This is a genomic window from Desulfatiglans anilini DSM 4660 (genome assembly GCF_000422285.1).
GTDB classification, from domain to species: Bacteria; Desulfobacterota; DSM-4660; order Desulfatiglandales; family Desulfatiglandaceae; genus Desulfatiglans; species Desulfatiglans anilini.
This window is the reverse complement of the sequence record NZ_AULM01000001.1, coordinates 263,088-277,961: the sequence shown is the minus strand read 5'-3', so window position 1 is coordinate 277,961 and position 14,874 is coordinate 263,088. Positions and strand designations below refer to the sequence as shown.

The following is a 14,874-nucleotide window of genomic DNA, read 5'->3' as shown; positions in this document are numbered from 1 at the left end:
CAGGCGGTTTGAGTCTTACCTGTAGCATTCTCCTGAATCGGGTTTTTTACACGGAACAAAGGAGCCATGCACAGCGATTCCAATTTTGCTGATAGATCTAAAAAAGCCCTTTGAGGAGAAATCTGAGGCGATGCCCCTCCCCTTCTCCGTGCAGAGCGAATTTGTGTGCAGAAGTGGCCATTTTGCCTGTCTCGGTGTCAATCCACAGGCGGTTCCTTGTCCAGCAGGCTGCAAGCCCCGTCGGCACAAGGGATTGATCCCTTTGATACCGGGAAAAAGACCCTTCCCAGGGGATTGGCGTCTTGGTCGTCCCGGGCAATGATCTTCGAATGCCCCCTTCTAAACAGCCCCCCTGTGTGCTTTTTACGGAGTCTCGCGATTCGGATGCAGTTCCCCGCGACATGCAACATTCTACTCATCAGGAGGTGACTGATCATGGATCAACAGCTTAAACGGGATTTCTACGACAGACTGGCTGCGAGATCGATCTCCCGGCGCGATTTCATGCGCTACTGCGGGATGCTGACCGCAACCATGGGGCTTTCAGCCTCTTTCGTGCCGAAGGTGGCAGAGGTCTTCGCCGCCCCGAAGCAGAGGCCACCCGTCGTATGGCTCCACTTGGCCGAGTGCACGGGATGCTCGGAGGCGGTTCTGAGATCACAATATCCTTGGATCGACGATCTGCTCATGGAGATCCTTTCCATGGAGTACCATGAAACGATCATGGCTGCAGCCGGTCATCAGGCCGAAGACAACCTGCAGGCCGCCGTCAAAAAGTATGAGGGGCAATTTCTCTGCGTGGTGGAAGGCGCTGTGGCCACCGCCCACAATGGGGCCTACGGAAAGATCGCTGGCAGGACCTTCCTCGAAATCGCAAACGATGTCTGCCGCAAAGCCGCCTCCGTTATTTGCATCGGGACCTGCTCCAGCTTCGGCGGCATCCAGGCGGCCGCCCCGAATCCCGGCGGATACAAGGGTGTCGGCGACGCCTTGGGCATCAAGACCCTCAACATCCCTGGCTGCCCGCCGAACCCTGTCAATTTCGTCGGAACCGTAGTCAACTACCTCCTGCTCGGCCAGCTTCCGGACCTGGACGAAAAGGGGCGTCCGCTTTTCGCCTACGGTCGCACCATCCATGATCAGTGTCCCAGGCGCTCTCATTACGAAAACGACGAGTACGTGGAATCATTCGGATCCCCGGAAGCCAAGATGGGTTACTGCCTCTACAAGATGGGCTGCAAAGGGCCGGATACGTACAACAACTGCCCGACTGCAAAGTTCAATGCCGGCACCAGCTGGCCGGTGGAGGCCGGCCATCCCTGTATCGGTTGCAGCGAGCCCGGATTCTGGGACGAAAAGGGCCCCTTCTTCGAACCGCTTTAATGTCTCGCGCGGGGTTTCCGGACACGCCTCAGGAATGGGTGAAATAACCAGAGACTTTGGTTCAGGCGTGAAAATCGTCATGACCACAGAAGCGGTCATTTAGATCATCCGGAAATCAACCTTTGAAAACGAGGTCGTTTCCAGGCCGGAAATGAGGGTTTTTCTTCACACGTTACGCGTGCCTAGTCCCGCCCCTTCGGGGAGGCCCGGTTTCTTCACACCCTTCGGGTGCTCCGTCCCACCGCTTCGCGGCGGGTCCCGGTTTGGCCAAAGTTGAGCAAATCCAGCCTTTGCGCGGAGGCGACCTGGAGGTCGCCGCACGAGCAAACGTGCAGATTGACGCCGAGATTGGACAAAAAGACCATTTCCGGACGGAAACTGTTTAGAAGCAGATACTCGAGCGGGGCCGGCTGCCGCTTGAACACTCGAAGTTCACGGAATATCTCCCGCGTTCAACCGCCCTTATCTTGAAAGGAGTCGCCATGGCCAAACGAATCACCATCGATCCTGTCACCCGGATTGAAGGCCACCTGCGGATCGAAGTGGAAATCGCTGACGGGAAGGTCGTCAATGCCTGGAGTTCCGGGCAGATGTTTAGAGGCATCGAGATGATCCTCAAGGGAAGGGACCCGCGGGATGCCCCTCTTTTTACACAGCGATCCTGCGGCGTCTGCACCTATGTGCACTATCTCGCCTCCATCCGGGCGATCGAAGCGGCCGTAGGTGTCGAGGTCCCTGAAAACGCACGCATCCTCCGGAATCTTCTCCATGGAACCCAGTACCAGCACGACCACATCATTCACTTCTATCATCTCCATGCCCTGGATTGGGTCGACATACTGAGTGCATTGAAAGCCGACCCGCAAAAAACCGCTGCCCTCGCTGAAAACGTGAGCCAGGCACGATGGGGGGGGACTGCCTATTTCAAACAAGTCCAGGAGCGCATCAAGACCTTTGTGGAGAGCGGCCAGTTGGGGCCATTCAACAATGCCTATTGGGGGCATTCGGCCTACGCCCTCCCACCGGAAGCCAACCTGATGGCGGTCTCTCATTACCTCGAGGCCTTGCGCCTGCAAGCCAAGGCCGCCCAAATGCACGCGATCTTCGGTGCCAAGAACCCGCATCTGCAGTCCCTGGTGGTCGGTGGAATCACCTGCGCCATGGACCTCACTCCAGATCGGATTGCCGAATTCCTCTATCTCTGGAAGGAGACGCAAACCTTCGTCAGGAATGTTTATCTTTCCGACATCCTCGCGATCGGGTCCTTTTACAAAGATTGGGCTGCGCTGGGAGGCACTTCCAACTTCCTCGCCTGGGGCGACTTTCCCGAAGGCGAAAAAGAACCCGAGAGCCTATTCATGCCTCGGGGCGTCATCATGAACCGTGATATCGCCGCCGTCAGACCGGCGGAGCAGGAAAAGGTCACGGAACACATCTCCCACTCCTGGTACGAGGGGAATACCGATCAGCATCCATATAAAGGACAGACCGCCCCCCAGCATGGCGACTACGACCCCGACAACCGCTACTCGTGGATCAAGGCACCGCGTTATGAAGGCGAGCCATGCGAGGTCGGCCCTCTGGCGAGGATGCTCGTGGCATACGCCAGGGGAAAGGACAGCGCCCGGAAGCTAGTTGACGACACCCTTGCCCGATTGGGGGTCCCCGTCACAGCCCTTTTTTCCACTCTTGGCAGGACTGCGGCGCGGGCCCTCGAAACCGTGCTGGTAGGCGACGCCATGGAGGGCTGGGTCATGAAACTGGTGGAAAATCTGAAAGCGGGCCAGGACACCATCTACCAGGCGTGGACCATGCCCGACAAGGCGACGGGTTGCGGCCTCAACGATGTTCCGCGCGGCTCCCTGGGACACTGGATAGAAATCGAGGACAAAAAAATAAAGAATTATCAATATGTCGTCCCATCCACCTGGAATCTCGGGCCCCGCTGCAGCAATGGAAAGCTCGGACCGGTCGAACAAGCGTTGATCGGGACACCGGTCGCCGATCCCAAACGGCCCGTGGAGGTTTTGAGAACCGTGCATTCGTTCGATCCCTGCATCGCCTGCGCTGTGCACATGATCGACCCCCGATCAAACGAAGTCTACAAAATCCATGTGCTGTGATTGCTTCGGCTTCCGACGGTCGCTACAATACCCTCTTGACTGCCGGTTTCCGCCATTGGAAGCTGGCAGTCAACCGCGGAGCCCGGCTGCAGGGTGTATGCCTTTCCCCGGCTTGGGGTGCAAACCTGCGCCAACCCTGACCAGCCGGCGCCGCGTTCAGATTCCGAAGGGCGCGCCTTCCGCGGCTTCGCCCGTGCGTAAAACAGGATCCACTGAGCCTTTCGGCACCGGGAGAGACCTCACTGAATGATGGATCAAAAGAGTCCTATCCTTGTTCTTGGCGTCGGTAATCCCCTTCTCACGGATGATGGGGTCGGCATTCACGCCATTGCTGCATTGGAAAAGGCCTATTCCTTCAACCCTCCTGTAGAAATCATGGACGGGGGCGTACAGGGGCTGAATCTTCTGGGCTTCATCGCTGAAGCGAAGCATCTGATCGTCATCGATGCCGTTCGCAATGGGGGTGCCCCGGGAACTCTCTATCGCCTTGCGGGAGGACAAATCCCCAGGCGGGTCCTTCAAAAGAACTCCCTTCACCAAGTGGGGTTGCTCGAGGCGCTCGCTTTGGCGAGCGTCCTCGGCGATCCTCCCTCGACCGTCATCCTGGGAGTGGAACCGCTCGACATCGCGTCGATCGGCCTCGAACCCACCCTACCCGTACGAGAACGAATCCCTGAACTCGTCGATGCGGTCCTCGCTGAACTCAAGCTGCTGGGCTGCGTCCCCCAAGCGAGAGGAGAATGACGGACATGTGCCTGGCCATCCCAGCAAAGATCATTCAGATCCACGATCGAACGGCCGTCATCGATCTGGATGGAACCCAACGACAGACAAGCCTCCTTCTGCTCGATGACGCTCAGGTGGGAGATTACGTGATCGTCCACGCCGGATTTGCCATCCATCGGATCGACGAGAAGGAGGCCATGGCGGCCCTGACCCTCCTTCGAGAGATGGCGGATCTCACCGACCTCCCTTGAACATCGCAGGCCCTCGCCTTCGGCTGTGAGCCATGGCTGACACCTGCTGCGGACACCCATGTGGGGCACCTGCTCATTTCCAATACAGGGGGGAACTTGCTGTATGCACCCTCCTTCTCACATTGCTCGGAATTTACAGGCCTTTCGTTTGGACCTTTTTCTCAAATCCGTAACCGGCTGTTTTCAGCACCTCCACTAACCGGAGGAAGCAGCCGTAGTCCTCCTCTTGCACCGGAAAACAGGTATTTTCTTGACACCTTTTCGGCGCTGAGATTATAATTTTAGGCTGTATGGTGCGGGTTCCACGCCGGCTCTGCCACAGACTTGGCGTTTTATTAACCTACGGTGAAAGGAGGTGAAACAGCAAAATGAACAAGAAATTCCTAAGCCTTCTGACGGTTGTCTTTTGCGGCCTTATGCTCTGCGCAGTGGGGGCCATCACAGCCGCCGATGTCGCGGAAGAAATCGTCCTTCAGAATGAATACCCCGCAGATAAGCAAGGACCGGTAAAATTCAGCCACAAGAAGCATGCCGAGGACTACGGCGCCACCTGTGACGATTGCCACCATGTTATTCAGGATGGCAAAAACGTCTGGAAGGAAGGTGATGCTGTCCAGAAATGCAGCGAGTGCCATCCAGCCGATCCACCGGACAAGGAAGCACTGAAGCTGCAGAATGCGTTCCATAAGAACTGCAAGGATTGCCACAAAGAGCAGAACGACGATGCCAAGGCTCCCTTCAAGAAGTGCAACGGCTGCCACGAAAAGAAGGGTTGATCCTCTTTTGTAAAGCCAGCTTCGCCAGGGATGCCTTTTGCATCCACTTGTTTTGAACCGCACCGCCGAAAGACGGTGCGGTTTTTTTCTTTGTGAACAGGAGGCCTGTCCTGCACCCTTCTTTCATGTCCCCGGCAAATGATGGCAGGTATAGCCCCAAAACCAACCACCCCCGTTCGTCCCCACGAAAAAAGCCGCCTGGGCTTGCTCATGCCAAACCCAAGGCGGCCGACTTTCTGTGTTGTGCGATTCTATTTATACTTCGGTAACCGTGATGGCTTCCTGATCACAAACCTCCACGCAGCTTTCGCAACCGAGGCACTCTTCCGCATTGACCGGAACAGACTTCCCGTCTTCCATCTCGTACACGTCGACTGGACAAACCTCGACGCACTCCTCACATCCCTCGCACTTGTCGTGGTCAACCACTACTTCATAACCCATCTGTCAAACCCTCCTAAGTTTTTGAATACGAGATACCCAATCTCTTGAAATGACCGCTGATTTTGGCTCCGGAACTGGCATGCCCCTGAACGTCAGCGCGTTATGTAACAGAGTAACCAGACCCTGTCAAGCTTTTTATCCCCCTTAACCACCACAAAACCTCCTGCTCGTCCCGCTCGCCCGCGCTCAGCAAACAAACCAACGGTCGACCGACAGGAGATCGCCAGTCAAAAGTAAGATGGCCTTGTTCGAGCAGGAACAAGGCCATCGCATACCCACAAATGAAAGCCCAAAACAGGGGCATGGGGCCCCCGCAGGACTTATTAGGCCCCAACCTCCTCCTTGACCGAGACAGCGATCTTATACAGCACCGTCAGAACAAAGAAACCAGTCGCCCACACACCGATGGTAATTAAAATTTCAGGGGTTGTCGGCCAGTACTCGAACACCCGGTCAAAGGTGTTCGGCACGAAGCCGCCGATGACAAGCCCCATGCCTTTGTCGATCCAACTGGATATGATGACAGCAGCGCAACCGACGGCAAGGGTGTCATCCTTCCGCCGCGTGCCGGGAACAATCAATAGGATCAAAGCAAGGATCGCAAAACCCACCGAAGTCCACATCCATGGCACGAGTTTCCCAAAGCCCTCATACCCGGCGAACAGGTACACAAAACTGTGCATGTGCCCGGGGATCTGGCTGTAAAAAGCCGTGAAGACCTCGAGCAGCAGGAAGAAGATGTTCAGGATGAAGGCGTAAGTGACAATTCCTCCGAGAGTCCTGACCGCCTTTTCTCCAGGGTCGAAGCGACTCACCCGCCGCACGATCAGGCACAACAGCAGCAGCAGTGCAGGCCCGGCGGCGAAAGCCGAAGCAAGAAAGCGCGCCGCCATGATGGCGGTCAGCCAGAAATGTCGGCCGGGCAGACCGGCGTACAAGAATGCCGTCACGGTATGAATGCTGAAGGCCCACGGGATGGAGATGTAGATCAGCGTCTTCACCCATCCAGGATAATGAATCCCCTTCCTCTCAGCACTCAACACGTTCCATCCGATCAGGACATTCAGAAGCAGATACCCGTTCAGCACGATCATATCCCAAAAAAGGATCGAATTCGGCGTCGGATACATGATCACGTTCATGATCCGCACCGGGTTCCCGAGATCGACGAAAATGAACAGCAGGCACATAACCACCGCAGCGATAGCCAGAAACTCGCCCAGAATGGTGATCCGGCCAAACGCCTTATAATCGTGGAGGTAATAGGGAAGAACCACCATCACCCCTCCGGCCGCCACACCGACCAGGTAAGTGAATTGGGCGATATAAAAGCCCCAGGAGACATCCCGGCTCATCCCCGTGACCCTCAGGCCTTCCTGAAACTGGTAGAGATAGCAGCCCAATCCGATGCCCATCAAGACCAGCAGGAAGATCAACCATCCCCAGTATCGTTGTGTTCCCTTCAGCGCCGTATCAAGCATAACCACCTCATACAATGAAAAATAAGTTGGGCCCCGTACCCAGTTCGGGCTTGCGCCGGATCGTGTAATTCTCCTTCAGGACCTTCCTGACTTCCGAATGCGGATCCGCCAGATCCCCAAAGACCAGTGCGCCTTTTCGCACCTTGGCAGCGGCCTCGACGCAGGCGGGTTGATCCCCTTTGGCCAGTCTCTCCGCGCAGAAGTTGCATTTCTCAACCACACCTTTGCTGCGCGTCGGGTAATCCTTATTGCGGGGGAAACCTGGATTCATCGGCATCAGCTTTTCATCGGTGCGGACCCGCTGCGGATCCCCCCAATTGAAGCTGCGCGCTCCATACGGACAGGCCGCCATGCAAAACCGGCAACCGATGCACCGGTGCATGTCCATCATGACAACGCCGTCTTCCCGCTTCCAAGTCGATTGTGTCGGACAGACTCGGACACAGGGCGGATTGGTGCAGTGATTGCACATCAGCAGAAAATTCATTCCATGAAAACGCTCACCGATATACTCGTGCTCCTGCCCCGGAAACGCATGCTCATAGGTTTCTTTCCAGATCCATTTGATCTCTTCCTTCGGATTCCCGAGATTCGGAACATTATGCTCTTTGTGGCACGCCTCGATGCAGACATCCATCAAGGCGTCGTCCATCTTGGTCGTGTCCACGACCATCGCCCAATGCTTGCCCTTCGTCAAAGGGATCTGCTGCGCGGCCTCGAGCTTTCCGGGTGCCAGGATCTCGAACGCAGCCTTCCCTCCCAGCCCCGCTATGGCTGCCATACCACCTATCTTCAGAAACTCCCTTCTGTCAATGCCCTTCATTTTTTCTCCTCCGGCTCAAGATGGCAGTCCCAACAGTACGGCGCAACACCCATGTAGTCGTGGCACTGGTCGCAGAACTTCGTCTTGTTGGAATGACAGTCCAGGCAGGTCACCTGAAGGCTTTTGTAGTACACGGTGCCACTCTTGGCCTTGAAATAGCGTTCCCCATCGCGCACGACCGTGTGGCGCCAATCGTCCAGCAGAGTCATATGAGAACTCTGCATATATGCCTTATCCATCACACACACCTTGGCTTCCTGCGCCTTGGGGGTCAACTCGGGATCGGGCGCCTTGGCGGCCTTCCCCGCATTGTAGAAAAACGGAAAGAGCAGCAGCCCAAGACCGATGACCAGGCCGGTGATGATTTTTCCTCCATCATACATTGTCATCATCCTCCATTCCAGCGAGGGGTTCGCCACGCAGGTCGGTGGTCCGTTCATTTTCCCCTTCGAAGACGAGGGCGTTGGCTACCATTTCATGCACCCCGGTGACCCCCACATCTCGAACCCAGAAATCCATCAGGGTGGGAAACACCGCCCGGTCAATGGCGCAGATGCAGGAGAGCATGTTGACGCCATACTTTTCTTTGACATAGCGGACGGCGTTGGCCCTCGGCAGGCCGCCGCGCATCCTCAGTTCCATGTTCTCCCCGGCGTTCAGCCCGGCGCCGCTTCCACAGCAGAAGGTCTGCTCACGAATGGTCTGCGGGGGCATTTCGTAAAAATTGTTGCACACGGCGTTGATCACGTAGCGCGGCTCCTCGAAGAAACCCATACCCCGCGACGGGTTGCACGAATCGTGAAAGGTGACCTTGAGGTGATCGTTCCGGCTCGGATCCAGCTTGAGCTTGTTATGCTTGATCAGGTCTGCCGTAAATTCCACCAGGTGAACCATCTTGGTCCCTTTGGCGTTCTCGAACTTCGTCCCCGTAATGGGCGAAACCGGTTCTTCAAGAAAATCCGCGGGGCCGTTGAAGGTGTCCATGTACTGGTTCAGGACGCGCCACATGTGGCCGCACTCCCCGCCCAGAATCCATTTCACCCCGAGCCGCTTCGCTTCCGCGTACATCTTGGCGTTCAACCGCTTGGCCATCTCATGGGACGTAAAGTATCCGAAATTGCCCCCTTCGGAGGCATAGGTGCTCCAGGTGATGTCGAGGCCCTGGCTCTGCAGATAGTGGAAGAGCATGAGATAGCCCATGCACGTATACGTACCGGGATCGGCAAAGACGTCCCCCGAGGGCGTGATGAACAGGATTTCCGCCCCTTTGCGGTTGAAGCTCGGCTCAACCCGGATCCCTGTGATATCCTCGATCTCGTCGACGAAGAAGTCCATCATGTCCTTGTAGGCATGAGGCTGGATTCCGAGGTGATTGCCGGTGCGGTTGCAGTTCGCCACCGGCGCCGAGATCCAGTCGGTGTTGAGGCCGATCAGGTTCGTCAACTCGCGGCCGATGATCGTCACTTCGGCCGTATCGATGCCGTAGGGGCAGAAAAGGGAGCAACGGCGGCACTCCGTGCATTGATAAAGGTAATACCACCACTCTTTCAGGACATCTAAGGTAAGATCCCTCGCGCCTGCCAGTTTGCCGAAAAGCTTCCCTCCAGCCGTATACTTCTTCCGGTAGACGGAGCGGATCAATTCCGCTCTAAGCACCGGCATGTTCTTCGGATCGCCCGAGCCGATGAAAAAGTGGCACTTGTCAGCACAGGCCCCGCATCGCACACAGATATCCATGAAGAGCTTGAACGATCTGAAACGATCCAGCCGAAGCCGAAAGCCGTCGTCGATGACTTTTTCCCAATCGTCCGGCAGCTGCCAGTCTTCTTCTGCGGGATTCCAATCCCGCGCATTCGGCATATCGACAGCTTCGAGGTTCTTTTCTTTAGCGCCGTAACAGTAAATGCCTTCGCGAATGTCAACCGGCGTATCCATCCACCCTTCCATCAGCGGCGGGGTGTGGTTGATCTTGGCGGTCTCGCCTGCCTTTGGATCCTTAGCCATGTCTACTCCTTATTTCTTTACCCTGCTGGTTATTCAGGCTCTTTTTCAACCGGGAGGCCGGCCTCGACCATCGCCTCACGGAATTCGTCTTCGTACGCCTGATACGTATGGTAATGCACAGGATAATTCCACGGGTTGATATGCCTCTTCATACGGCTGTTGTTCGACAGGTTTCTCGTCGGCGACAGGAATATCCCGGCCATGTGCATCAGCTTGCTGAAGGGGAAATACGCGATCAACACGCTGATGACGAACAGATGAATGTAGAAGATCACCCCGATATCGCCCGGAATCGTTGGGTGAAATTTGAAGAGACCCACCGCCAGCTCCTTGACGGCTGTGATGTCGACCCGGATGAAGTAACGCATCAAAATCCCGGTCGTGCCCAGAGCCAGAATGAGAAACAGTGGAAAATAATCCGCCGGCAGCGAGATGTAACGGGTCTGATGAACGTAAATCCGCCGGACGAAGAGATAGGTTACCGCCAGCATAAGGAGCATATCCGTCAGGTACACCCCCGGAAGGCCGAGTCCGTTCAACGGCAGCACACCCATCTGCATGAAGCCGTCGAGGCTCTCCAGCAGGTGGACAAACCCCGGAATGGGTTCGACAAAAAACCGGAAATGCCTGAGAAAGATCACCAGGAAGGAATAATGGAAAAGCAGCGCCGCCAGCCAGAGCCACTTTTCCCACTCGTAATCGATCTTTGGCGCACCGTCACCCTTCAGCCGGTACTCCAAACGGGTGTTCCGGAAAAGGGATCGAAAGGTGAGGATCTCGAAGAGCATCCTCACGATCACCCCGCCGGTGCCTTTTGGATTGTCGATCTTGCTGTACTTGACCCATGGGAGAGACCATTGCTGCCCGGCCGTGGTGGGAATCCTGAAAGGCACGGGGGAGCGGGCCCAGTCGATGACCCGAACGACGATCCCGATGATGAAGGTGGCCAAGGCCGCGTAGGGAACCACGACACCGAAAAGGTACTGGAGATTGAACGCCCCCACCCCCACCCAGGGGATCAAAACGATCAGCACCACTGCCAATGACGAAACGACAATGCTCAATATGAAATTCATAGGCTGCTACCTCACCTCCAATGACAATCCCGATGATTAGGCCGTTGTGTCCGATACCTGCCGATCCGAAGCGGCATACCTGGCATTGGCTCTTTCCAGTAACTTCCCCACCTCGTTCCGAATCTCCCTTACACGCAGCTCGTTGAGATGCTGCCGGCAGGCCGTATAAACGTCAAAGCCCTGCAGAGCCAGCGCATCGATCCGGTCCTCCAATTCCAGCAGCTCCGCCGAAGCCGCGGCGCCGGAGGACTTTGCGCCCTGCAGCTCCTTGCGGATGACCGGTTTGAGCTGGATGAGAAAAGCCAGGGCCTTGGAGGGGCTGAAATCCTGCACAGCGCGGATTCGTATGATCCGATCCAGGCAGGCCGCTATGTCCTCCGCAGAACCCCCGGAAACGAGATGGTCATACACCGCTTCCAGTTCCCCGCTCAGAGTCGCCCCGACAGGGTTGGAAAACGGATCCTTCTGCCGACGCAGAAAATCCCGTCCCTCCGGTTCATAGCTTTCGAAAAGGACATCGCGCCACCGCTTTACGATGGCCGACCTTCTTTCGATTAAAAAAGCGGTCAAGTGCATGACAGAATTACCTGAGTAAAGCAAACAAAAAAATCGGCCCCCCCAAATCCGTTCGTCCAGAGGGCCTTCCGGATGATCCATAATGATGGACGTCTATAGCCAACTTGCCGTGCCCTGTCAAGAAAAAAATTCGGGTCTCGGGAGCGATTTTATTCAAATATCGCAAATGATTACGACCTATTTTACCGTGACCGGAATGCGCAGGAGGCTTGCTCTGGAGAGATGGAGACTGCTTCGCGTTCCTTTCTACGGGTATCCATTCCCAATTGGTTTCCATCCGGAAATGATTTCCCCGTAAAACCCAGTTTCCAATCCGGAAATGAGGATTTTTGGTCAACATTAATGAAATCAAGCGTTTGCGCGGAGGCGACCTACAGGTCGCCGCACAAGCAACCGTGAAGATTCACGCCGAGATTGGCCAAAAAGACCATTTCCGGATGGAAACTAATTGTTGACAGACCGACCCTTCTTCACCTAAAAAGTCAGAAAAGCGCGTTTCATTCCCCCCGTGCCGTACCTTGCCCCATTTCCCCAGGCCCCGCCCAGCGACGGGGACAGGCTGAGACCAGGAGGCGCCATGGCCATCGACACCACGATCTTCGTCCACTCCCCAGGGAGGATCCCCGCCTATCTCGACCTGCTTCAGATGTTGACCGGTGCCGGTCTCATTCTCTTCATGTGGAGCCACATGGTCCTGGTCGCAAGCGTCAACTTCGGCCCCGGCGTCATGAACGCGATCGCCCGGTTTTTCGAGGACTCCTACATGGCCCAGGTCGGGGGTCCGCTGATAGGCGCCACCTTCCTGATGCACTTCATCCTGGCGGCCCGCAAGATCCCGTTCAGGGTCGAGCAGCAATCCGCCGTCTGGAAGCACAGCCGTTCGCTTCATCATCTGGACACCTGGCTCTGGCTCGTGCAAGTCATCACCGCTATGATCATCCTGATCATGGGCTCCATTCACATGTGGACCGTCCTGACCGATCTTCCCATCACCGCCGCCAAGAGCGCCGCCCGCATCCAGGGGGGGTACTGGCTCGTGTTCTACCTGATTCTCCTGCCGATGGTCGAACTGCACGTAGGCATCGGCTTTTACCGCATCGGCGTCAAGTGGGGCTTCATCCAGCGCAGAAACCGCAAGGGCTTGAAAAAATTTGAGAATATTTTGACCGGTATTTTCGTATTGATCGGATTGATCACCATTGTTCGCTTTTTGACCCTTTCGGTCTGACCTCCCTACGCCGGCCCCTTTCCCGATCGCACGAAGGAAGGCCGAGCGCGTGCGTCCGGCCCCGAGCGGGGCCCGACCGGCGAACGGCCTGTTCAATGCCAGGGGTGATGCCGTTTAATGGTCGCAAAGGAGTCCTGCCTGTGGAAACAATTTTGACCGATCTCCTGTGTATCGGTGCCGGCCTCGCCGGCGAACGGGTTGCCGTGGAGGTGGCCTCCAACGGTTTCAGCACCATCTGCTTGAGCATCGTTCCCCCGAGACGGTCACACTCCTCCGCCGCACAAGGAGGCATGCAGGCCGCGCTCGGCCACTGTACCATGGGAGCCGGGGACTGCCCTGACGTCCATTTTCTGGACACTGTGAGAGGCTCGGATTGGGGCTGTGACCAGGAGGTTGCGCGGATGTTCGTGGACACCGCGCCGATCGCCGTGCGCGAGATGGCCTTCTGGGGCATCCCCTGGAATCGTGTGGTGCCGGGGAAATCCTCTTACTTCAAGGGCGGCCAGAAATACGAAAAGGTCGAACCCGGCGAGCGGAAGGGGCTGATCACCGCCCGGGATTTCGGTGGAACCGCCAAGTGGCGCACATGCTACACCTCGGACGGAACCGGCCACACGCTTTTATACACCATGGACAACAAAGTGGTGGAGCTCGGGGTTACCGTTCATGACCGGTTCGAGGCCATTGCCCTGATCCACGACGGGGAGACCTGCACCGGCGCTGTAGCCCGCTGCCTGAAGACAGGGCAGCTCCGGGTCTACCTGGCCAAAGCCACGCTGATCGCTACCGGAGGCTACGGCAGGATTTATCGTGAAACGACGAATGCGGTCATCAATGACGGCTCCGGGGCCATTCTGGCCCTCGACACGGAAGTCGTCCCGATAGGCAATCCTGAGGCGGTTCAGTTTCACCCGACAGGCATCGTCCCGACCAACATCCTGGTGACGGAAGGCTGCCGGGGGGACGGGGGAACCCTCCTGGACGTCAACCAGGAGCGCTTCATGCCGCAGTACGAGCCCCAGAAGGCCGAACTCGCCTCTCGGGACGTGGTTTCACGCTGGATGACCCACCACATCCGCCAGGGGTTCGGTATCAAAAGCCCTTATGGCGACCACCTCTGGCTGGACATACGCCACCTCGGCGCCCAACACATCAAGACCAAGCTCCGGGAGGTGGACGAGATCTGCAACAACTTCCTCGGCGTGGACCCTGTCACCCAGCTCATCCCGGTGCGTCCGGCACAGCATTACAGCATGGGAGGGGTTCGAACGAACAAGGACGGTGCCGCTTACGGTCTGAAGGGCCTCTTCGCCGCCGGCGAGGCTGCCTGTTGGGACATGCACGGCTTCAACCGCCTGGGCGGCAATTCCCTGGCGGAAACCATCGTCGCCGGCAAGATCGTCGGAGAGAGAATCGCCGAATTCCTGAAAGGGTATGAAACCCAGTTCAAAACGAACACGGTGCGGGACCGCCTGGCGCATGAGGAGGACCGGATCCAGCGCCTGCGCGCCCGAAGCGCCGGAAAGGAAAACGCCTTCCAGGTGCGCGACGCCATGCAGATCGAGCTCATGGAACACGTCGGGATTTTCCGCAACGGGACGGATCTCCAAAAAGCGGTCGACACGCTGCAGGAAATCTATGCCCGGGCGCAGAGGGTCGGACTCCGCTCCAACGGCATCGGGGCCAATCCCGAGCTGGGTCTGGCCCTCAAGATCGAAGGGATGCTGCAGTTGGCCATCTGCGTCGCATACGCAGCCCTGCAGCGCACCGAAAGCCGCGGCTGCCACGCCAGGGAGGATTTTCCGGCCCGGAACGACCGCGACTGGCTGACCCGGACCTTGGCCACATGGCAAAAAGGCCATGACCTCCCCACCCTGGATTACGAACCGGCCTCGAAGGTCCTCGACCTTGCCCCCGGCGAACGGGGCTACGGCGTCTGCAAGATCATCAGCTGCGACGGGGAAATCATAGGAGATTGACATC

Annotated in this window: 14 protein-coding genes; 7 read left to right on the top strand and 7 right to left on the bottom strand. The window is 57.0% G+C overall.

Annotated features, from left to right (window positions below):
• Nucleotides 1–435: 435 nt before the first annotated feature.
• The 5 genes from H567_RS0101330 (at nucleotide 436) to H567_RS22415 (ending at nucleotide 5,259) form a co-directional block, all read left to right on the top strand.
• Nucleotides 436–1,383, top strand: a complete 948-nt coding sequence (locus H567_RS0101330) for a hydrogenase small subunit (protein WP_028320014.1) — start codon at nucleotides 436–438, stop codon at nucleotides 1,381–1,383.
• A 482-nt stretch (nucleotides 1,384–1,865) separates the two neighbouring features.
• Nucleotides 1,866–3,506 (top strand): nickel-dependent hydrogenase large subunit, encoded by a 1,641-nt coding sequence (locus H567_RS0101320; protein ID WP_028320012.1) that lies wholly within the window; start codon nucleotides 1,866–1,868, stop codon nucleotides 3,504–3,506.
• Between the two features lie 246 nt (nucleotides 3,507–3,752).
• A complete protein-coding gene (locus H567_RS0101315) occupies nucleotides 3,753–4,250 on the top strand; it encodes a HyaD/HybD family hydrogenase maturation endopeptidase (RefSeq protein WP_028320011.1) in 498 nt (165 codons plus the stop codon).
• Nucleotides 4,247–4,483 (top strand): HypC/HybG/HupF family hydrogenase formation chaperone, encoded by a 237-nt coding sequence (locus tag H567_RS0101310; protein WP_315861775.1) that lies wholly within the window; start codon nucleotides 4,247–4,249, stop codon nucleotides 4,481–4,483. Before H567_RS0101315 ends, H567_RS0101310 begins: the two co-directional genes overlap by 4 nt.
• 368 nt (nucleotides 4,484–4,851) lie before the next feature.
• A complete protein-coding gene (locus H567_RS22415) occupies nucleotides 4,852–5,259 on the top strand; it encodes a cytochrome c3 family protein (RefSeq protein WP_051184367.1) in 408 nt (135 codons plus the stop codon).
• Nucleotides 5,260–5,514: 255 nt separating this feature from the next.
• On the opposite strand, the gene H567_RS0101295 is transcribed toward H567_RS22415, so the two are convergent.
• From H567_RS0101295 to H567_RS22410, 7 genes are all read right to left on the bottom strand, one after another.
• A complete protein-coding gene (locus tag H567_RS0101295) occupies nucleotides 5,515–5,703 on the bottom strand; it encodes a ferredoxin (RefSeq protein WP_028320009.1) in 189 nt (62 codons plus the stop codon).
• Between the two features lie 323 nt (nucleotides 5,704–6,026).
• Entirely contained in the window at nucleotides 6,027–7,184 is a 1,158-nt protein-coding gene (gene dsrP / locus H567_RS0101285; RefSeq protein ID WP_028320007.1) for a sulfate reduction electron transfer complex DsrMKJOP subunit DsrP, read from the bottom strand.
• A 7-nt stretch (nucleotides 7,185–7,191) separates the two neighbouring features.
• Complete coding sequence (dsrO, locus tag H567_RS0101280; RefSeq protein WP_028320006.1) at nucleotides 7,192–8,007, bottom strand: sulfate reduction electron transfer complex DsrMKJOP subunit DsrO; 816 nt, start codon at nucleotides 8,005–8,007, stop codon at nucleotides 7,192–7,194.
• Nucleotides 8,004–8,390 (bottom strand): sulfate reduction electron transfer complex DsrMKJOP subunit DsrJ, encoded by a 387-nt coding sequence (dsrJ, locus tag H567_RS0101275; RefSeq protein ID WP_028320005.1) that lies wholly within the window; start codon nucleotides 8,388–8,390, stop codon nucleotides 8,004–8,006. The genes dsrO and dsrJ overlap by 4 nt, the downstream gene beginning before the upstream one ends.
• Nucleotides 8,383–10,011: a sulfate reduction electron transfer complex DsrMKJOP subunit DsrK gene (gene dsrK, locus H567_RS0101270; RefSeq protein WP_028320004.1), complete on the bottom strand. Its 1,629-nt coding sequence runs from the start codon at nucleotides 10,009–10,011 to the stop codon at nucleotides 8,383–8,385. The genes dsrJ and dsrK overlap by 8 nt, the downstream gene beginning before the upstream one ends.
• A gap of 29 nt (nucleotides 10,012–10,040) precedes the next feature.
• Nucleotides 10,041–11,075 (bottom strand): sulfate reduction electron transfer complex DsrMKJOP subunit DsrM, encoded by a 1,035-nt coding sequence (gene dsrM / locus H567_RS0101265; RefSeq protein WP_028320003.1) that lies wholly within the window; start codon nucleotides 11,073–11,075, stop codon nucleotides 10,041–10,043.
• A 48-nt stretch (nucleotides 11,076–11,123) separates the two neighbouring features.
• Nucleotides 11,124–11,663 carry an RsbRD N-terminal domain-containing protein gene (locus H567_RS22410; RefSeq protein ID WP_161626535.1) on the bottom strand — a complete coding sequence of 180 codons (540 nt, stop codon included), beginning with the start codon at nucleotides 11,661–11,663 and terminating at the stop codon, nucleotides 11,124–11,126.
• 577 nt (nucleotides 11,664–12,240) lie between these two features.
• Between H567_RS22410 and H567_RS0101245 the strand changes: the two genes are divergently transcribed.
• Complete coding sequence (locus H567_RS0101245; protein WP_028320001.1) at nucleotides 12,241–12,891, top strand: succinate dehydrogenase/fumarate reductase transmembrane subunit; 651 nt, start codon at nucleotides 12,241–12,243, stop codon at nucleotides 12,889–12,891.
• Nucleotides 12,892–13,031: 140 nt separating this feature from the next.
• Complete coding sequence (locus H567_RS0101240) at nucleotides 13,032–14,870, top strand: fumarate reductase flavoprotein subunit (RefSeq protein ID WP_028320000.1); 1,839 nt, start codon at nucleotides 13,032–13,034, stop codon at nucleotides 14,868–14,870.
• The last annotated feature ends 4 nt before the right edge of the window (nucleotides 14,871–14,874 follow it).

Coding starts and splice junctions, on each gene's coding strand:
- H567_RS0101315 (WP_028320011.1), top strand. CDS start 3,753: ATGATGGATCAAAAGAGTCCTATCCTTGTTCTTGGCGTCGGTAATCCC.
- dsrJ (WP_028320005.1), bottom strand. CDS start 8,390: ATGTATGATGGAGGAAAAATCATCACCGGCCTGGTCATCGGTCTTGGG.
- H567_RS0101310 (WP_315861775.1), top strand. CDS start 4,247: ATGACGGACATGTGCCTGGCCATCCCAGCAAAGATCATTCAGATCCAC.
- dsrO (WP_028320006.1), bottom strand. CDS start 8,007: ATGAAGGGCATTGACAGAAGGGAGTTTCTGAAGATAGGTGGTATGGCA.
- H567_RS22415 (WP_051184367.1), top strand. CDS start 4,852: ATGAACAAGAAATTCCTAAGCCTTCTGACGGTTGTCTTTTGCGGCCTT.
- dsrP (WP_028320007.1), bottom strand. CDS start 7,184: ATGCTTGATACGGCGCTGAAGGGAACACAACGATACTGGGGATGGTTG.
- H567_RS0101320 (WP_028320012.1), top strand. CDS start 1,866: ATGGCCAAACGAATCACCATCGATCCTGTCACCCGGATTGAAGGCCAC.
- H567_RS0101295 (WP_028320009.1), bottom strand. CDS start 5,703: ATGGGTTATGAAGTAGTGGTTGACCACGACAAGTGCGAGGGATGTGAG.
- H567_RS0101330 (WP_028320014.1), top strand. CDS start 436: ATGGATCAACAGCTTAAACGGGATTTCTACGACAGACTGGCTGCGAGA.
- H567_RS22410 (WP_161626535.1), bottom strand. CDS start 11,663: ATGCACTTGACCGCTTTTTTAATCGAAAGAAGGTCGGCCATCGTAAAG.
- H567_RS0101245 (WP_028320001.1), top strand. CDS start 12,241: ATGGCCATCGACACCACGATCTTCGTCCACTCCCCAGGGAGGATCCCC.
- dsrK (WP_028320004.1), bottom strand. CDS start 10,011: ATGGCTAAGGATCCAAAGGCAGGCGAGACCGCCAAGATCAACCACACC.